This window comes from Peribacillus acanthi (assembly GCF_003073175.1).
Lineage (GTDB): Bacteria > Bacillota > Bacilli > Bacillales > DSM-1321 > Bacillus_BN > Bacillus_BN acanthi.
This window is the reverse complement of sequence record NZ_QBBX01000008.1, coordinates 50,155-68,234: the sequence shown is the minus strand read 5'-3', so window position 1 is coordinate 68,234 and position 18,080 is coordinate 50,155. Positions and strand designations below refer to the sequence as shown.

18 protein-coding genes and 2 riboswitches are annotated in these 18,080 nt (G+C 37.4%); of the genes, 1 reads left to right on the top strand and 17 read right to left on the bottom strand.

All coding sequences use genetic code 11. From position 1 onward, the window contains the following. Nucleotides 1–123: 123 nt before the first annotated feature. The 13 genes from DBX25_RS09950 to DBX25_RS09890 all read right to left on the bottom strand — a co-directional run bounded on the left by DBX25_RS09950 (nucleotide 124) and on the right by DBX25_RS09890 (nucleotide 14,283). On the bottom strand, nucleotides 124–963 hold the full coding sequence (locus DBX25_RS09950; protein ID WP_108670641.1) for a MetQ/NlpA family ABC transporter substrate-binding protein: 840 nt from the start codon (nucleotides 961–963) through the stop codon (nucleotides 124–126). Nucleotides 964–994: 31 nt separating this feature from the next. After that, on the bottom strand, nucleotides 995–1,663 hold the full coding sequence (locus DBX25_RS09945; protein ID WP_108670640.1) for a methionine ABC transporter permease: 669 nt from the start codon (nucleotides 1,661–1,663) through the stop codon (nucleotides 995–997). Next, nucleotides 1,656–2,687: a methionine ABC transporter ATP-binding protein gene (locus tag DBX25_RS09940; protein WP_108670639.1), complete on the bottom strand. Its 1,032-nt coding sequence runs from the start codon at nucleotides 2,685–2,687 to the stop codon at nucleotides 1,656–1,658. Before DBX25_RS09940 ends, DBX25_RS09945 begins: the two co-directional genes overlap by 8 nt. A gap of 185 nt (nucleotides 2,688–2,872) precedes the next feature. Further along, nucleotides 2,873–2,990, bottom strand: a riboswitch (SAM riboswitch). 115 nt (nucleotides 2,991–3,105) lie between these two features. Beyond that, the gene (locus DBX25_RS09935; protein ID WP_108670638.1) at nucleotides 3,106–4,416 is read right to left on the bottom strand and encodes an O-acetylhomoserine aminocarboxypropyltransferase/cysteine synthase family protein; all 1,311 of its coding nucleotides are present in this window, start codon (nucleotides 4,414–4,416) and stop codon (nucleotides 3,106–3,108) included. 136 nt (nucleotides 4,417–4,552) lie between these two features. Further along, nucleotides 4,553–4,655: riboswitch (SAM riboswitch) on the bottom strand. Nucleotides 4,656–4,761: 106 nt separating this feature from the next. After that, nucleotides 4,762–5,088, bottom strand: coding sequence for a hypothetical protein (locus DBX25_RS09930; protein ID WP_157950934.1), 327 nt, complete (start codon nucleotides 5,086–5,088; stop codon nucleotides 4,762–4,764). A gap of 200 nt (nucleotides 5,089–5,288) precedes the next feature. Then, nucleotides 5,289–6,536, bottom strand: a complete 1,248-nt coding sequence (locus DBX25_RS09925; RefSeq protein WP_108670636.1) for an MFS transporter — start codon at nucleotides 6,534–6,536, stop codon at nucleotides 5,289–5,291. A 146-nt stretch (nucleotides 6,537–6,682) separates the two neighbouring features. Next, on the bottom strand, nucleotides 6,683–6,991 hold the full coding sequence (locus tag DBX25_RS09920) for a thioredoxin family protein (RefSeq protein ID WP_108670635.1): 309 nt from the start codon (nucleotides 6,989–6,991) through the stop codon (nucleotides 6,683–6,685). An 11-nt stretch (nucleotides 6,992–7,002) separates the two neighbouring features. Continuing rightward, nucleotides 7,003–7,359, bottom strand: a complete 357-nt coding sequence (locus DBX25_RS09915) for a toprim domain-containing protein (RefSeq protein ID WP_108670634.1) — start codon at nucleotides 7,357–7,359, stop codon at nucleotides 7,003–7,005. Between the two features lie 384 nt (nucleotides 7,360–7,743). After that, on the bottom strand, nucleotides 7,744–8,127 hold the full coding sequence (gcvH, locus tag DBX25_RS09910) for a glycine cleavage system protein GcvH (protein WP_108670633.1): 384 nt from the start codon (nucleotides 8,125–8,127) through the stop codon (nucleotides 7,744–7,746). A gap of 94 nt (nucleotides 8,128–8,221) precedes the next feature. Further along, nucleotides 8,222–8,581 (bottom strand): arsenate reductase family protein, encoded by a 360-nt coding sequence (locus tag DBX25_RS09905; RefSeq protein WP_108670632.1) that lies wholly within the window; start codon nucleotides 8,579–8,581, stop codon nucleotides 8,222–8,224. Between the two features lie 186 nt (nucleotides 8,582–8,767). Beyond that, a complete protein-coding gene (locus DBX25_RS09900; protein ID WP_108670631.1) occupies nucleotides 8,768–10,552 on the bottom strand; it encodes an acyl-CoA dehydrogenase family protein in 1,785 nt (594 codons plus the stop codon). Between the two features lie 71 nt (nucleotides 10,553–10,623). Continuing rightward, nucleotides 10,624–11,802 carry an acetyl-CoA C-acetyltransferase gene (locus tag DBX25_RS09895; protein ID WP_108670630.1) on the bottom strand — a complete coding sequence of 393 codons (1,179 nt, stop codon included), beginning with the start codon at nucleotides 11,800–11,802 and terminating at the stop codon, nucleotides 10,624–10,626. Between the two features lie 96 nt (nucleotides 11,803–11,898). Next, the gene (locus DBX25_RS09890) at nucleotides 11,899–14,283 is read right to left on the bottom strand and encodes a 3-hydroxyacyl-CoA dehydrogenase/enoyl-CoA hydratase family protein (protein ID WP_108670629.1); all 2,385 of its coding nucleotides are present in this window, start codon (nucleotides 14,281–14,283) and stop codon (nucleotides 11,899–11,901) included. A gap of 201 nt (nucleotides 14,284–14,484) precedes the next feature. Here DBX25_RS09890 and DBX25_RS09885 point away from each other — a divergent pair, with 201 nt between their 5' ends. Further along, on the top strand, nucleotides 14,485–14,616 hold the full coding sequence (locus DBX25_RS09885; RefSeq protein ID WP_108670628.1) for a YuzL family protein: 132 nt from the start codon (nucleotides 14,485–14,487) through the stop codon (nucleotides 14,614–14,616). Between the two features lie 253 nt (nucleotides 14,617–14,869). Here the strand turns inward: DBX25_RS09885 and DBX25_RS09880 are convergent, their stop codons facing one another. The 4 genes from DBX25_RS09880 to DBX25_RS09865 form a co-directional block, all read right to left on the bottom strand. Next, nucleotides 14,870–15,787, bottom strand: a complete 918-nt coding sequence (locus DBX25_RS09880) for a proline dehydrogenase family protein (protein WP_108670627.1) — start codon at nucleotides 15,785–15,787, stop codon at nucleotides 14,870–14,872. A 435-nt stretch (nucleotides 15,788–16,222) separates the two neighbouring features. After that, the gene (locus tag DBX25_RS09875) at nucleotides 16,223–16,471 is read right to left on the bottom strand and encodes a DUF2573 family protein (protein ID WP_108670626.1); all 249 of its coding nucleotides are present in this window, start codon (nucleotides 16,469–16,471) and stop codon (nucleotides 16,223–16,225) included. 11 nt (nucleotides 16,472–16,482) lie between these two features. Beyond that, nucleotides 16,483–17,253: an IucA/IucC family C-terminal-domain containing protein gene (locus tag DBX25_RS09870; protein ID WP_108670625.1), complete on the bottom strand. Its 771-nt coding sequence runs from the start codon at nucleotides 17,251–17,253 to the stop codon at nucleotides 16,483–16,485. Further along, complete coding sequence (locus tag DBX25_RS09865) at nucleotides 17,250–18,068, bottom strand: ABC transporter ATP-binding protein (RefSeq protein WP_108670624.1); 819 nt, start codon at nucleotides 18,066–18,068, stop codon at nucleotides 17,250–17,252. Before DBX25_RS09865 ends, DBX25_RS09870 begins: the two co-directional genes overlap by 4 nt. Between the last annotated feature and the right edge of the window lie 12 nt (nucleotides 18,069–18,080).

Genomic DNA, 18,080 nt, shown 5'->3' with positions numbered 1-18,080 from the left:
CACTCCTCATATATCAAAATCTTTCTTATTATGATTCGGAGTAGACTGTTCTATCCTTATATTTGAAAACTTCAAGTACTCGCCAAAGAAAAAACCCAGGCCAATTTAGCCTGGGTTTTTCCTTTATTCAGTTACTGGTACTACAGCACCTTTATATTGATCTAGGATGAAGTTTTGGATCTTTTCAGAACGTAATACCTCAACTAGTGCTTTAATTCCTTCTTTACTTTCGTCACCCTTGTTAACGGCAATCACGTTTACATAAGGGGAATTAGCATCTTCAATTGCGATTGAATCTTCAATTGGATTTAATCCAGCGTCAATTGCATAGTTAGAGTTGATTAGAACTGCGTCACCTTCATTGTTTTCATACACTTGTGTTAAAAGAGAAGCTTCGATATCTGTTTTGAATTTCAAATTCTTTTTGTTTTCAACAATATCATCCACAGTTGCTGCTGTTTTATCAATACCTTCTTTAAGTGTAAGCAAACCTTTTTCTTCTAACATTGAAAGAATGCGGCCATGGTCAGCAACTGAGCTACTCATAATTACTTCTGCACCTTCTGGTAGTTCTTCTAGACTTTTGTACTTTTTAGAATAAACTCCGATTGGTTCGATATGAATACCACCAGCATTAACAAAATCATAATTATTTTCTTTAATTTGAGACTCTAAATAAGGAATGTGTTGGAAGTAGTTTGCATCTAACTCGCCTTCATCTAAAGCTTTGTTTGGCATAATGTAATCTTGGTAAGGAACGATTTCAAGTTCAAAGCCTTTTTCTTCAAGGAGTGGAGCTGCTTCTTCTAAAATTTCAGCGTGTGGAACATTCGATGCCCCTACAACTAGTTTAGTATCTTCTTTACCACCATCAGCATTTTTACCTTCTTCATTTTTTGTACCACATGCTGCTAGTAATAGAGATAGCGTTAAAATTAATAATAATGATGCGTATTTTTTCATGATAAACTCCCCTTTTTTATATTTATATAATTTATCTTTTATCTAATTTAGTTGTAATTTGATCCCCAATAAATTGAAGGATGAATACAATCAGTAAAATCACTATGGTTGCCACTAAAGTGACATCATCTCTACTGCGTTGGAATCCTTCTAAATATGCTAGATTTCCTAATCCACCAGCACCGATAACACCTGCCATAGCTGTGTATCCTACTAATGCAATTGCAGTAACGGTAATACCAGAAATTAATGCTGGCATGGACTCCGGAAGAAGCACTTTCCAGATGATGGTGCTTGTTTTTGCACCCATAGCCTTCGCTGCTTCAATGACCCCTTTATCAATTTCACGAAGGGCGATTTCCACCATCCTCGCGTAAAATGGCGCAGCACCTATGATGAGTGCGGGTAATGCTGCGTCCTCACCAATGATGGTTCCTACGAGTACCTTTGTAAAAGGAATAAGCAATACAATTAAGATAATGAATGGGATAGAACGAAAAATATTAACAAATGCACTGATTACGCCGTTTATCAACTTATTTTCCCAAATATTACCTTTAGAAGTTAGGAATAATAGTAGTCCTAGTGCAATCCCCAATACGAAAGTTGCTAATACTGACAAACCAGTCATGTAGAGGGTTTCAATAGTAGCTTCATAAATTCTTTCCCATTTTACATTTGGAAAGTATGTCTCAAGCACGATCAATCACCTCCACACTTACCTTTTGCTCTCTAATGTAGTCTAACGCCTTTAGCACTTCATCGTTTCGACCATCTACATGAATAAATAATGTTCCATAAGAGCCTTTTTGAGTCTGTGTTATTTTTCCTTGCACAATATTGACATCTAGTTCGAAATTTCTAATCAATTTACTAATTAAAGGTTCTTCTGCCTCATCACCTACAAATGACAATTGCAACAGTTTACCTTCTGGATAACGCTCTAGCAAATGGTCGACCGTATCCTTTGTTTCTTCCGGCTCTGTCACCTGCTGCACAAAACGCTTGGTAATCGGTTGCTTTGGATTCTGGAATACTTCCAGTACGTCACCCATCTCAACGATTTTCCCTGTTTCCATTACGGCAACTCGATGGCAAATCTTTCGGATAACGTGCATTTCATGCGTGATAAGGACAATCGTAAGTCCCAATGTTTTATTGATATCAACTAATAAGTCTAAGATTGAATCGGTCGTTTGCGGATCCAATGCTGACGTGGCTTCGTCACAGAGAAGAACTTTCGGATTATTTGCCAGTGCTCTAGCAATCCCTACACGTTGTTTTTGCCCACCGCTCAATTGAGAAGGATATGCATTTTCTCTACCCTCTAAACCAACCAATTGGATTAGTTCATCAACTCTTTTTTGACGTTTCGCTTTTGGCACCCCTGCAATTTCTAAAGGGAAAGCAATGTTTTCACGAACCGTTCTCGACCAGAGAAGATTAAAATGCTGAAAAATCATCCCTATTTCTTGTCGGGCTTTTCTAAGCCCAGAACCTCTTATTTTCGAAACTTCTTTTTCCGCTACAACTACGGAGCCTTCTGAAGGAATTTCTAAACCATTTAACATTCGAATTAACGTACTTTTCCCAGCACCACTATAGCCAATGATGCCAAAGATTTCACCTGTATGAATGGTCAAATTTATATCATCAACTGCTTTGATATCTTGTGAAGCAAAACCTGATTTAAAGATCTTCGTTACCTTTGATAATGTTATCAATACTTCTCACCTCGATTGTTCCTTTTACACTTGTCATAGTATTCGTAGAGAGGGTTAACTTCATCCTCTTTAGTTGTCTCTAACCTCGCTAATTGTCGAACTCTGCCGCTAATTAGACTTTGGAATATATAAAAAATGCCTTTCTGCAAAAATGAGCAGAAAGGCATAATAATTCATATTCCTTTCTCTCATCTCCCAAAGTCTATGACTTTGTGTGAATTGGCACCTTTTCTAAGAACCGTTAAGTTCTTTGAAGGTTGCCGGGTTTCATAGGGCACATCCCTCCACCTCTCTTGATAAGAGTTGACATATATTCAATTAACGCATTAAATGACAAAAGTGAAAATAGATTACGAGAGTGATAATATCATGTGAAAAATTGTCTGTCAATGATTTATGTGTAAAAATTATTTTAGTATTATGCTTTAATAGCTTGTGATGACACTCCAGTCGCCTTTTCAATCGCTTGCTCAAGGTCCTCAATTAGATCTTCCACATTCTCTATTCCAACTGATAAGCGGACAAGGTCTTCTGTGACTCCAGTAGTTTTTAATTCATCAGGACTTAATTGTTGATGTGTAGTAGACGCCGGATGTATGATTAAACTTTTTGCATCTCCAACATTAGCAACATGTGACCAAAGTTTAGCTGAATTAATTAATGTGGCACCTGCCTCACGACCACCTTCAATGCCAAAAACTACGACTGCCCCAGCCCCTTTTGGCAAATATTTGTCTGCTAATACCTTGCCTGGATGCTGATCATCACCTGGATAAAGAACCCACTTTACGGCTGGATGGGCTTTTAAGTACTCTACAACTTTTTTTGTATTTGCGATATGCTCTTTTATCCGAACGTGTAATGTTTCCAACCCTAAATTAAATTGGAAGGCATTAAACGGACTAAGTGCAGGCCCAAGGTCTCTCAACAATTGGACTCTAGCTTTAATGATATAGGCAGCAGCCCCAATTGCTTGGGCATACACTATGTTATTGTAACTTGGATCTGGTTCTGTGAAACCAGGGAATTTAGGTGAATTCCAATCGAAATTTCCACCGTCGACAATAATTCCCCCTAGTGTGGTTCCATTTCCTAATAACCATTTGGTAGCAGAGTGAATGACAATGTCCGCTCCATGTTCAATTGGTCTGCATAGATAAGGCGTGGCAAAGGTGTTATCAATGATAAGTGGTATACCCGATTCATGGGCAATTTCAGCCACTTTCTCAATATCAAGGACATGAAGGCTAGGGTTGCCGATGGTTTCAGCAAAGATTGCTTTCGTGTTTGGAGTGATGGCCTGGCGAAAATTTTCTGGTTGTTCAGGATCAACAAACTTCACTTTAATGCCGTACTTCGGCAAAGTGGTTGCAAATAGATTATAGGTACCTCCATAAAGAGCTGATGCAGCAACAATTTCATCACCAGCGCCAGCAATATTCAAAATGGCTAACGTGATCGCTGCCATCCCACTGGATACTGCTAATGCACCAATTCCTCCTTCGAGCAATGCAACCCTTTCTTCAAACACAGTGGTAGTAGGATTATGAATTCGGGTATATATATATCCCGGTTCCTTTAGTCCGAATAAATTTGCTGCGTGGTCAGTGTCCCTGAACAGGTAAGCATTACTTTGATAAATGGGTACAGCTCTTGCACCAGTCACAGGATCTTCTTGGAGCCCACCATGAATACTTAATGTCTCAAATCGATAATTTTTTTCCACCATTTTGCCTCTCTCCTTATCAAATCAATTTTATTTCAACCAACTCGGGCATGATGAACATGGCGAGGGAAGGTAAATGTATAAGCGAAGAGGCACGAAAAAAAGCCCCTTCCACAAAGAAGAGACTCTTAAAATGCTCTTCTCATCTTTCAGGATTATATATCCTGCTGAAATTAGCACCGTGTACACATACCGGTTGCCGGGCTTCATCGGGTCAGTCCCTCCGCCACTCTGGATAAGATTCAACTATTTAGATTTCATTACAATATCTTTTGTTTCTTTATTCGTTAAAAGGAAATATAACACAGCTAAAATAAGTCGTCAACTTATTTTTAGAAAATTATAAAATTAACAGATATACGGTTTTGCCAGTAAGACAATGCTCTCTAACCGAAGAATATCCCTAAAGTTGCCACGTACTTTCATGGACTTCATATGTATAAAATCTTGGAACTTTTTTTTGCCTAACAACCAATCCTCTATAATATCAGGTTCGCATTCTATATGAATGGTTGTGTAGTGCTCTTGGCTAGGCTTAAAAGAAATATTTTCTTTTGATAGGAAAAACTGAATATATGAATGGTTTGCTTGTATTTCCACTTGAAGTCCTTTTTCAGGTAACATCAGTGAAATATGTTTTCTTTCAGAACACTCTTGTAAGAATTGCTGAATCATTTGGACCATCCTATCCCTCTCTTCATTAGCTCATGAATAAGATTTTCTCTAAGGATGTTCCAATTTCCTTTTTTTCTGACATAAAAATTGCCTATTTTTTCCATCAATATATGACAAGTCAATAGGTCTAATTAGGAATAACGACAATATAAGACATAACATTTCCCGAGAAATAGCAAGTAGTGTCGAGGAATGCTAACCTAGACATGGGATATTTCTGGTTTTTCTTGCTTAATTCCAAGCTTTGTTTTGCAGATTATGAAGAAATAACAGGTTCCCATTAAATAAATCAAAGATGTGATGGTAAAAACAGTAGCGTAACCCCAATATACCCCATAGATCATGACGATGGAAGTGGATACAGGTCCCATAAATGCCCATCCCAAGTTGAATGCCATTTGATTTGCTGAACTAGCTAGTCCCTTTGAATTTGCAGGAACAAGCGACATCATAAGAGACATTTGTATGGGGTTACCAGCGTTCATAAGAGCTTGACGGAACAGAAATGCTATAGCAGCCACTACCAGATGTTCTGTATAAGCAGTTATAAGCAAGAACGGTAAAGAGAGTAATTGTAAAAGAACGACAGCTTTTACCTCACCTACCTTTTTGACCACAGCAGGACCAATGAACATCGCAATGGCAGTGGCTGCTTGACCAAGTGAAATAATAATCCCAATGATTGAATTTGGCGCGTGAAAGCGATCTGCAAAATAGAGGTTTAGGTAAGGGATTACTAACCCTGCTCCTATCCCTATTATCAATTGTGATCCTGCAAATAAAAGTATGAAGTATAGGGGAGCTTTTTTTTCCTTCTTTACGTTTTCTTCAACCTTGCTTCCTATTTCCTTTACTTCTTTAATTTTCATTAATGGCCATAATGCCAATAAATAAATAACACTACCAATAAGTAAAGTAGCCCGGATAGAGTGAAGGTTTGATGAAAATTGTAAAAATAGATCTGTTAAAAATCCACCAGAAACATTGCCTATTACATTTGCTAAGGTCATTAGAGAAAAATGAATACTGAATAAGTGAATCCGCTGAGACGGTATCGAGTTATCAGATAGAATTGGAATCATAGAAACCTGTAAGAATGCTGAAGTTCCTCCAGCCAGAAAAGCGAAAAGTAGTAAGGTTGATTCGGTTTCGACAATTGAACGAGCAATAGTAAACATTCCCGTTAATATTAGCCCGATGATTAGAATGTTTTTTCTTCCTTTTTTATCTGCAAGAAGACCAGCAGGAACAAGTAATAATGCGGTTGCCAACGAGCCCATGGAAACGACCTTTCCATTTACTACATCTTCAAAACCCAACGTCCTTATATAAAAGTTATAAATGACCATAAATATCCCAAAGCCAATTTGAATAAAAAAGTTTCCTAATAATATCCACTTAATATTTTGATTATATGATTGAATTTGATGTTTCCACTCCATCAGCATGATGTTGCGCCCCTTCAGTTATTTCGTCTCCCTAAATATATACGTATATATGTTTAAAAGTAAACATATTTTCAGAAATTATTTACAATTTAATGGTGTAATTTAGCAGTAAAAAACATCGCCCTATGATGGACGATGTTAAGTAGTTATCTATTCAATTTTGTATACAAGTCCGGTACTGATTGAAAGGCATATATACGTTCCTTTAGAGTTCCATTTTCAAAAAGTAAGAAACATGGAACACTTTCAATCTTATAGTGATTCGCTAAATCTGGTAGAAAATTCAAATCAATTCTTTCAACCTTCAATTCATGCAACATCGACTCAACCACTGTCAACATTTTTGAAGCTACTTGGCATGTTCCACAAATAGGAGTATAAATATATATACCGTATATTTCATTATCTAGTATATTTTGTTGTAATTGCTCCAAGGAGAATGAATGAATCGACATCAGTTACTAAGTCATCCTTTACTTAAATATTCCGTATTAACATCTATATTGGCGCTTAATAGTACGGTGGCAAGATGGTGTTTAGGTGCCGTGGCTACTTCGCGATATGCTCGATCAATATATAGATGTGCTGCTTCAGGGAATTCGCGTTTAAATTGTTTTCTTAGCTTTTCCCCCGCTTCATCCGCATCTACAAGTATATACACTTCTTTATTAAAAAGCTCATCAATCAACTCATCAAGTTTACTTAATGAGATTGTTCCGTTTGTGCAAATGATTTCTACAGGTTCGTTTACGACACTTTTGACTTTCTTTTTGTCAGACGTCCCTTCCACGATAATCACTTTTTCCAACTGCATATTTTCCATAGCCATCACCCATTTCGAGCAAATAAGAAACATTTAAAAGTTTTTATTATGTTTATTATTCAATAAAAGGACAAGATATGTGCAAAAATTAATATTTAAATATAAATTTATTTCTTTTTTTATACTATTCATATTCTAGAAAAAGGTGTTGTCTTCCTCATTTTTCCACAGTCACTCATACTTTCCCCACAAATAGGTGGAATAAAACAAATAATAGCAATATTATATAACGCGATAGCTATAGCCCTAAATAAGGCTGTTAGAAGCTATCCATAGAAAACCTTAATCTAATTGATTGGTCACTATGCGACTTACTTATTTACTGTTAATTTATACGTTTTTAAAGTAAAACAAAAAGGAGAGCATAAGCCCTCCCTCAAAACATTAGTCTTCTTTAATCATTTCTTCATATTGCTCAGCGGTCATAAGATTTTCGTATTCACTTGAATTGGATGGTTCAATTACGATCATCCATGCTTTTTCGTAAGGAGATTCGTTTACGAATTCAGGATTGTCACTTAACTCCTCATTCACTTCCACAACTTTACCACTAACAGGTGCATAAAGCTCAGAAACAGTCTTAACTGACTCAACACTTCCGAACGGCTCGTCCGCTGTAACTTCATCGCCTACTTCTGGAAGCTCAACGAAAACGATATCACCAAGCTCAGATTGAGCGAAAAATGTAATACCTACACGCATGTTTCCGTCTTCTACTTTTACCCATTCATGTTCTTCTGAATAACGAAGCTCTTTTGGTGTTGTCATCCCTATCTCCTCCAAGTTATGTATTAAAATGAATCTATTGATACTAATTGTTTCCATATTATCGTAACAATCAGGTATCTACAAATATTAATGCTTACTTTTTGGACCAAATCTCATTAAATTCTTCTTCTTTGAAACCGACAGTCACTTTAGATCCATCAGTAACAATTGGACGCTTAATCAACATCCCATCAGATGCAAGTAAATCCAGTAACTCTGATTCACTAGCTGTTTTCATTTTATCTTTTATGCCTAATTCACGGTACTTTTGCCCACTCGTGTTGAAGAATTTTTTCAGCTCTAGGCCACTATTTTGATATAATTCTTCTAATTCTTTTTTTGACGGTGGATTTTCAACAATATGTATTTCATTAAAGGCGATTCCTTGTTGGTCTAACCACTTTTTAGCATTACGACAAGTGCCACACTTTGGATACCAATAAAATTTCAACATATTTTATCACCCCGTCTTTTAGAATAACCTCTTTTCGACAAAAAAACAAAACAAAATTAGTAGAAAATTAGTAGAAAAATGATTCCCCCTTGCCACTCTAGATTTCACCGCAAAATAAAAGTTGAGGATGGTAAAACACTTAAACAAACCTAAGAAACCGCCAGAAGGCGGTTTCTATATTTTTCATTAAACTACGAATTTTTCTGCTTCAACTAGCTTCTCTGCTGCTTCACGCTTTTTACCAACCAAGTTGATTGGTGTGTGTCTAGTGAATTTACGCAATGCAGAAATCAACATTCTTAATGTATCTCCCTGCTCTGTCGCAAGTAGAGTTTCTTTTGCGTGCTGTTCGATTTGGTTGAATGCTTCTTGACAGAAAATTTGAGTGTAAAGAAGCTTTTGTTGGCTCTTTTCAAGACCTGTGCTTTGGATTGCTTTTTCCGTACGAAGGACCGCAGATTCCATAGCATATGCGTTAGAAATAATATCAGCAATATTCACAAGGATTTCCTGTTCCTTCTCAAGCGCCTTACCGAATTTTTGCGCAGCAAGACCAGCTGCTAATAATCCGATTTTCTTTGCGTTTTTCACAAGGTATTTTTCTTGTGCTAAAGGCTCATCGCCTGGTTCTTCTGGCATTAACATCATAAGCTCCTCTTGTAGGGCTTGAGCTTTTTGAAGAAGAGGCAGTTCACCTTTCATTGCTTTACGTAGGAATGTTCCTGGCACTAATAGACGGTTAATTTCATTTGTTCCTTCGAAAATACGGTTGATACGAGAATCACGGTAAATTCTTTCGATTTCATATTCAGCCATGAATCCATATCCACCATGGATTTGAACACCTTCGTCAGCTACATAATCAAGAACTTCAGTAGCGAATACTTTGTTCAACGAGCATTCAATTGCATACTCTGCAATGGACTTTGCTACTTCTAGACCATCTTTAACTTCTTCATCTGTCAGCTTGCTCATGCGGTCTTCGAAAAGTCCTACCGTTCTATAAACAGAGCTTTCTGCTGCATAGATTTTAGACGCCATTGTCGCTAACTTTTCACGAGTTAAGTTGAAAGAAGAAATCGGCGTATTGAACTGCTTACGTTGATTAGCGTATTGAGCGGTTACTTCAAACGCACGTTTAGAAGCACCAACAGCTCCAACCCCTAATTTGTAACGTCCAATATTCAGGATATTGAATGCAATAATATGACCTTTACCAGCTTCACCTAGTAAATTTTCTACAGGAACTTGTGCATCTTCCAAAATCAAAGTACGAGTGGAAGAGCTCTTGATACCCATTTTCTTTTCTTCTGCTCCAGTTGAAACTCCAGGATATTCACGTTCAACGATGAAAGCTGAGAACTGCTCTCCGTCGATTTTAGCGTAAACAACAAACACATCAGCAAATCCAGCATTCGTAATCCATTGCTTTTCACCATTTAACACGTAGTGAGTACCTGCAGCATTTAATTTTGCCGTAGTTCTTGCTCCTAATGCATCCGATCCAGAACCTGGTTCAGTTAGTGCATAAGCTGCGATTTTTTCTCCTGTTGCAAGTGCAGGTAAATACTTTTGTTTTTGGTCCTCATTTCCAAATAAAACTATTGGAAGTGATCCAATCCCAACATGCGCACCGTGAGTGATGGAGAATCCTCCTGCACGTGACATTTTTTCTGCAATCAATGCCGAGCTAATTTTATCCAATCCTAATCCACCGTACTCTTCAGGAACGTCAGCACCAAGTAAGCCAAGCTCTCCAGCTTCCTTTAATAGCTTCACCGAGCGATCGAATTCATGGTGTTCTAAATATTCAACTTGTGGAACTACTTCATTGATAACATAGTCCTCAGTCATTTTAGCAATCATTTTTTGCTCATCCGTATATTCTTCTGGAGTGAAAACTTGTTCGATAGAAACATCATCAATTAAAAAGCTTCCGCCTTTGATCAACTTTTCAGTTTGGTTTGTCATTTTTTTTGCCCCCTTCAATTGGTTATTACAGTTTTTAAACGAAATATTTCGATTCAAATTGATTTATATGTTTAAGCTAGTAATTCAAATACACCCGCAGCACCCATGCCGCCACCAATACACATGGTTACAACACCAAATTGTTGGTTTCTACGTTTCATTTCATGTAACAAAGTCAATGTCAACTTTGCACCGGTACAACCAAGTGGGTGACCTAGTGCGATTGCTCCACCATTCACATTCACTATTTCTTCATCAATGCCCAGTTCTCGAATAACTTGGATCGATTGAGAAGCAAATGCTTCATTCAATTCAAATAGACCGATATCAGAAAGCTCTAAACCAGCAAGTTTTAATGCTTTAGGTATAGCAGCCACTGGCCCGATACCCATAATTTCTGGCGGAACCCCTGCTACTGCGAAGGAACGAAATCTACCCATTGGAGCCAATCCTAATGAGTCAGCCTTTTCACGGTCCATAACCATAACTGCTGCAGCTCCATCGCTAGTTTGAGACGAATTCCCAGCAGTAACCGATCCCATAACGTTAAATGCTGGTCTCAATTTCGCTAACCCTTCCATACTTGTTTCAGCACGTACACCTTCATCGTTTGTAAAAAGAATGGATTTTTCCTTTAATTTGTTGTCGCTTCCAACGGTGCGAAGAGTTACATCAACAGGAACAATCTCATCGACGAACTTTCCTTCTTGGATTGCTCTTAATGCCTTTTGGTGGCTTCGAACTGCGAATGCATCTTGGTCTTCTCTTGAGATGCCATATTTCTTCGCAACTTCTTCAGCAGTGTGACCCATGCCCATATAATATTGAGGTGCCGTTTCTGCAAGCTTTGCATTCGGTCTTACAACATGCCCCATCATCGGTACTAAACTCATGGACTCTGCTCCACCTGCAATAACGGTATCTGATTGACCAAGCATGATTCTTTCCGCCGCATAGGCGATAGTTTGAAGTCCGCTTGAGCAATAACGGTTAACTGTAATAGCTGGGACTGTATTTGGAAGTCCAGCTAAAGCACCAATATTCCTTGCCATATTCAAGCCTTGCTCTGCTTCTGGCATTGCGCAGCCGATGATTAAATCATCAATGTTTCCTTCATAGTTTCCAGCACGTTTAAGAGTCTCCTTTACTACTAGTGCTCCTAAGTCGTCCGGACGTACATTTGCAAGTGTACCTTTTTTTGCTCTACCAACCGGAGTTCGTGCTCCAGCAACGATTACCGCTTCTCTCATGGGGATCCCCCTTGCAAAATTTATTTACTTTTGTAACAGCCCATATTTTTAGGCTGTTACAAAAGGGTTAGGATTCTATTAATCTATCTTGATTCATTAATTACGTAATGGTTTACCTTTGACGAGCATATGCTGCATTCTTGCTTGTGATTTTGGTTGCGCTAATAAGCTTAAGAATGCTTCTCTTTCAAGGTCTAATAAGTATTGCTCATCTACTTCTGTTCCAAATGGTACTTTTCCACCAGCGATGACATATGCTAGCTTTTTAGCGATTGCTAAATCATGCTCGGAAATGTAACCTGATAAAAGCATATTTTGAGCTCCTAACAACAATGTCGCGTATCCCGTTTCACCAACCACTGGAACCTTTTTGCGAACAGGAGCTTTATATCCTTTTTCATAAAGAGACAGAGCAGCTTGCTTCGCATCATATAATAGATGGTCACCATTTACGCTTACCCCATCAGCGAAATTCAGGAAGTTTAGGTCTCGTGCTTCTTCACCTGATGTCGATACCTTCGCAGTAGCAATAGTTTCAAACACTTTATTTGCTACATTTTGCAGGTCAAAATCCACATCATTAGGCATGCTCTCAAGATACTTAATGTAAAGCTCTTTGTTACCGCCTCCACCTGGGATTAAACCTACCCCAACTTCAACTAGACCCATGTAAGTTTCTGCTGAAGCTTGAATGTGAGCAGTTGGTAAACAAACTTCAGTTCCTCCACCAAGTGTCATACTAAATGGTGCAGCAACTACTGGTTTAGAGCTGTACTTGATTTTCATCATCGCTTGTTGGAAGTGACGGACGACCATATCAATTTCATAAATATTGTCATCTTGTGCTTCCATTAGAATCAAGGCTAGGTTAGCACCTACACAGAAATTTTTACCTTGGTTACCTATTACAAGTCCTTTGAAGTTCTTTTCCACTTCATCCACTGCAAAATTGATCATCTGGATAATATCCATGCCAATCGCATTATTAGGTGAATGGAATTCAAGCAATGCGATACCATCACCTAAATCGATTAAACTTGCTCCAGAATTCTTTTTAATTACACCTTTTTGCTTTTTAAGACGCTTTAAATTGATTGCTTTTGGATTTTCTTTAACTTGCTTATACTCACCGTTGTGGTAGAAATAAAGGCCATCTTCTTTTTCTTCATAGAAGGTAGACTGGCCATTTACAATCATGTCTTCGATCCACTGAGGAATATTTCTTCCTTCTTCTTTCATCTTTGCAACAGATTTTTCTAATCCGATTGCATCCCATGTTTCAAAAGGTCCTAACTCCCAACCAAATCCCCATTTCATCGCTTGATCGATTGCCACGATGTCATCAGCAATCGTTCCTAATAGCTCTGCAGAGTATAGTAAGACTGGGCTAATAATATTCCATAGCAACTCACCAGCGCGATCTTTACTATAAACAAGCGCTTTCATTTTATTAGAAAGTCCTTTTTCTTGTTTGCTCATTTCTGTTGATGCGGTTTTTAATTTCTTTCTTTCTACATATTCTAGAGTTACAGGATCTAGTTCTAGAATTTCTTTACCTTTTTTCAAGAAGAATCCTTGCCCTGACTTAGAACCTAACCAGCCATTTCCAAGCATTTTCTTCATGAACTCTGGAACTTCAAATACTTCCTTCTCTTCACCTTCGACTTGGTCGTATACGTTTTTTGCAACGTGTGCAAATGTGTCAAGACCCACTACATCAAGTGTTCTAAACGTTGCGCTTTTAGGACGGCCAATTAATGGTCCTGTAACGGAATCTACTTCTCCGACACTGTAGCCACCTTTTGTCATCTCTTTTACTGTAACTAGCAATCCATATGTCCCAATGCGGTTTGCAATAAAGTTTGGTGTATCTTTCGCTTCTACTACGCCTTTTCCAAGTACGTCTTCTCCAAATTGCTTCATGAAAGCAAGAACTTCTGGATTCGTTTTCTTTGTTGGAATCACTTCTAAAAGCTTCAAATAGCGAGGTGGGTTAAAGAAATGCGTTCCAAGAAAGTGGCTCTGGAAATCTTCAGAACGGCCATCTGCCATCGCCTCTACAGATATACCCGAAGTATTAGAGCTTACGATGCTTCCAGGTTTTCTATATTGATCTACTTGTGAAAATACTTGTTTTTTCACATCTAGATTTTCGACCACTACTTCAATAATCCAATCCACTTCTGAAAGGCGTTTCATATCATCTTCAAAATTGCCTGCTTCTATCAATTCAAGATTTTTCTTTGAAGAAAGTGGAGCAGGTTTTTGTTTTAAAAGTTTTTGACGGTTACTTTCGCTTATGCGGTTTTTAACGACTTGATCTTCTAGGGTAAGTCCCTTGCTTGCTTCTGCTTCTGTTAATTCACGTGGCGCAATGTCAAGAAGCAATGTAGGAATTCCAATGTTCGCAAGATGTGCTGCAATACCAGATCCCATTACTCCAGATCCTAAGACTGCTGCTTTTTGTATTTGTCGAACCAATTTCATATCCCCCTTCAGTCTTTTGAATGAATACTCATTCATTTTTATGACAAAAAAAATTTCAAATATTTTCTTATACTCTTACTATAAAAGATTTTTGAAAATTCCGCAATAAATAATAATCTAACATTTGAAAAAACTTCTTAGTAAACATAATATGTGGTTTTTCAAGAAAAGATATTGTTAAAGGGGTGATATTTCATGGCAAGAATGAAGAAAAATCCATCCAAAGCTGGTGTAAGTGCCGCTAGCGTAAAAGGTAATGCCGGTCCGAAAATGCAAGTTGGTGGAGAAAGAAAAGTAAACAGCCAAAATAGCCAATATAAAGGTTAATCAAACGATTGATTAACTTTGACAAGCTGTTGGAAAGATTCATCTCTTCCAACAGCTTGTTTAATTATTAGACACCGTACCACTACCTTATTATGTTTACGACCTACTTTATATGTTTTATGGACAACTTTTCACATTTAACGCCCAACTTTCCCTGCTTAATGCCCAACTTGTCGAAATTCCTCTTACTTTTTATTTTCCTATACAAAAAACCCAAAAAGTCACCAGACCTTTTGGGTTACATCAAACATCTTTATTTCTTTAACATACCTTTTAAAACGAACGCTACGTTTGCAGGACGTTCAGCAAGACGACGCATGAAGTATCCATACCAGTCTGTTCCGTATGGTACGTAAACACGCATTTTATAGCCTTCTTTTACTAGCTCAAGTTGTCTTTCAGTACGGATTCCGTAAAGCATTTGGAATTCGAATTGATCATTAGGAATGTTATATTCCTTCACAAGTTGTTTAGTGTATTCAATCATTGCATCGTCATGAGAGGCAACAGCAGTATAGTTACCATTCAATAAGTGCATTTTAATGATTTTTTTATAGTTTTCATCTACATCTTTTTTATCTGGGAATGCTACTTCAGGTGATTCTTTATAAGCACCCTTAACTAAACGAAGATTTGGATGGTATTGATTTAAGTCTTCCATATCCCCTACTGTACGATATAGGTAAGATTGGATAACTGTTCCTACATTATCGTAATCTTTTCTAAGTTCTTTAAAGATATCCAAAGTTTTTTGGCATCTCGCATAGTCTTCCATGTCGATTGTTACGAAAACGTTATTTTCTTTCGCAGCATCTAGGATTCTTCTCATGTTGGACATGATTGTCTCATCAGAAATATCCATTCCCATTGAAGTCATTTTTAAAGAAAGTTGTGAATCTAATTTTTCTTTACCGATAGCTTTGATCGCAATAATGGCGTTGTCAGCCATTTCGTTTGCTTCTGCCACGTTATCCACAAATTCTCCTAAGTAATCGATCGTTACACAAAGACCTTGTTTGTTAAGATTTTTAATGACAGCTGTTGCTAGCTCGATTGTTTCACCAGCTACAAAACGAGAAGCTCCAAAGCGAAGGCCATATTTCTTTGCCATCTTTGTTGCAGCTTTGTTTTTAGATAAGAAGAGGAAAAAATCTCTCATTGCTTGCTCCATACCATTAACCCCCTGAGAAATGAAAACGCATACATGGTCTTCAAGTACTGTTACTCTATCTATGATGTTTCATTATTCCTAAAGATAATATTCAAAAATTCGACAAAATTATTCTATCATTTAATTTGCATTTTGGATATGCATATTTATGAATTCCAAGTCTTTTGTTTTATTAGAAAATTCTTGATTTATCAAGGTTTAAAGCGTTATAGCTCACAGGCAGATTCAATTACCAATTCTTCTACAATTTACCTTGATAATAAAAAACAAACTTACCATTTACATCATAATAATTGAGGTATAGACAAAGCTAAAGGACTTGTGAAAGGTATTAATAATTTGTTTCATTGACTGCTACATCGTTTTACTTTTTGCTGGAACAGTAAACCTTTCTATAGAACAAAAGAAAAACCGTTGTCATCGCAACGGTAATAATCATTTAGAGGACTGCCTTTTCACTTCGTTTAATTGTTTTATTTCAGCAATGATTTCCATTAGCTCTCCTTTTGCTTCTGGATAAGTTTCATTCCAATGTTTTGCTAGAGCTGGCATTTGTTTGGCTATATGGGAATAGAGTGCCCAGTAGACCACTTTTTGTTGTAAATCTTGATTCTGATCACCTAATAACAACTCACAGTACTTTTCTATTAATCCATCAAACTGTTCTTTAAAAGAATCCTTCACCTAGACCACCTCTAATTAAGACTATTCTTCAATTGGGTTTTACATATTTGTGGACACGTTTTACAAGAAGCTTTATTAGGTAACCTATTTGACAAGCAGCAAGTCATTCTTATTCTAATCGGTTCTTCATCAATATGGACCTTTGTTTTCTCATAATAATATCGCTTAATAGGATTGGAATGGTAATTGCCATATAAAAGAGCAGCCTCATCAGATAAGATAAAAAGAAAATCATCAGTTATGCGCTCTTTTATAGGCGAATCCTTGTACAAATCTTGTAGCATATCGTAAATCCAAAAAAGATATACAGCCACATTTTCCCAAAGAATTAATTTTGATATTTTTGTTCTTTTAGAAAGGACATTCATTACCTTGTAAATGTGTTGATTAAACAGTTCACTTAGGATTAACCTTCTCCACTCTTCCCGGTTCTTAGATAAATCCTTCACTTCCATAGTGTCAAATGTAAACTGAGGAAGCCATAATCCACTTTCTGTATAGTCTAGCAATGAAACATTTTCAAGAGAATAATCCAATTTTTTATTGAAAGCCGACATCATTACTAAACCGATGACCGGTAAAAATGCGTACCTTTTGATTAAGAGGGAAGCTGCCACTTTGTCTTCATCGGTGCCAATTTTCTCTTTTATCAGTTCCAGGCTCTGATCGATTGAATCCGTGAGAGCTTTACTACTTAGCCTTGACTCTTCATTTAGAGAACTCGCTGCGATGGATAACCGTAACTTTACTAATAGGGTCAATTCCTGTTCTGAGAGCATCATGATTGACCCAAGCTGCCTCCTTTAAGTACACATCGACCTTTTCCATGAGGGATGCATAAAGGTGTTCCAAAAAGTGGATCGACGGTAACCTCACAATCCATTTGGAATACATTTTTCACTAAGGAACAATTTACAACATATTCTGGCTTTCCTTGAGCAAAAATCTTTTTGTCTTTAATAGCTACAATATTATGAGCATATCGACATGCCAAATTTAAATCATGTAAAACCATAACAATAGTACGACTTTCTTTTTCGTTCAATTCAAACAGCAAATCCAGTATTTCTATTTGATGGGTCATATCAAGGTAAGTTGTTGGTTCATCAAGTAAAATGGTATCGGTATCTTGAGCAAGTATCATGGCAATCCATGCTCTTTGGCGTTGGCCACCTGACAAGGAATCTACTGGACGCTCTTTTAAATGCTCAACTCCTGTTGCTTTTAAAGCATACATGACTTTTTCTTCATCTTCTTCTGACCATTGCTTGTACCAGGATTGGTATGGATAACGTCCTTGCTTCACTAACTGTAAGACTGTCAACCCTTCTGGAGCAAGTGGAGATTGAGGCAAGATTGCCATCTTCTTTGCAATTTCCTTAGTTGGAAGTTTTGCAATCGCTTCGCCATCAAGGAGGATGGAGCCGGATTTTGGTTTCATTAATCGTGCAATTGATCGTAGCAGTGTGGATTTACCACATCCATTGCTTCCTATAAAAACGGTGATTTCCCCTTTGGGTATACTGAGGTCTAATTGATCTATAATTGGATTCTCTCCATATGAAAGTGTGAGAGACTTTGTAGATATAGCATCCATTTGTATTCGTTC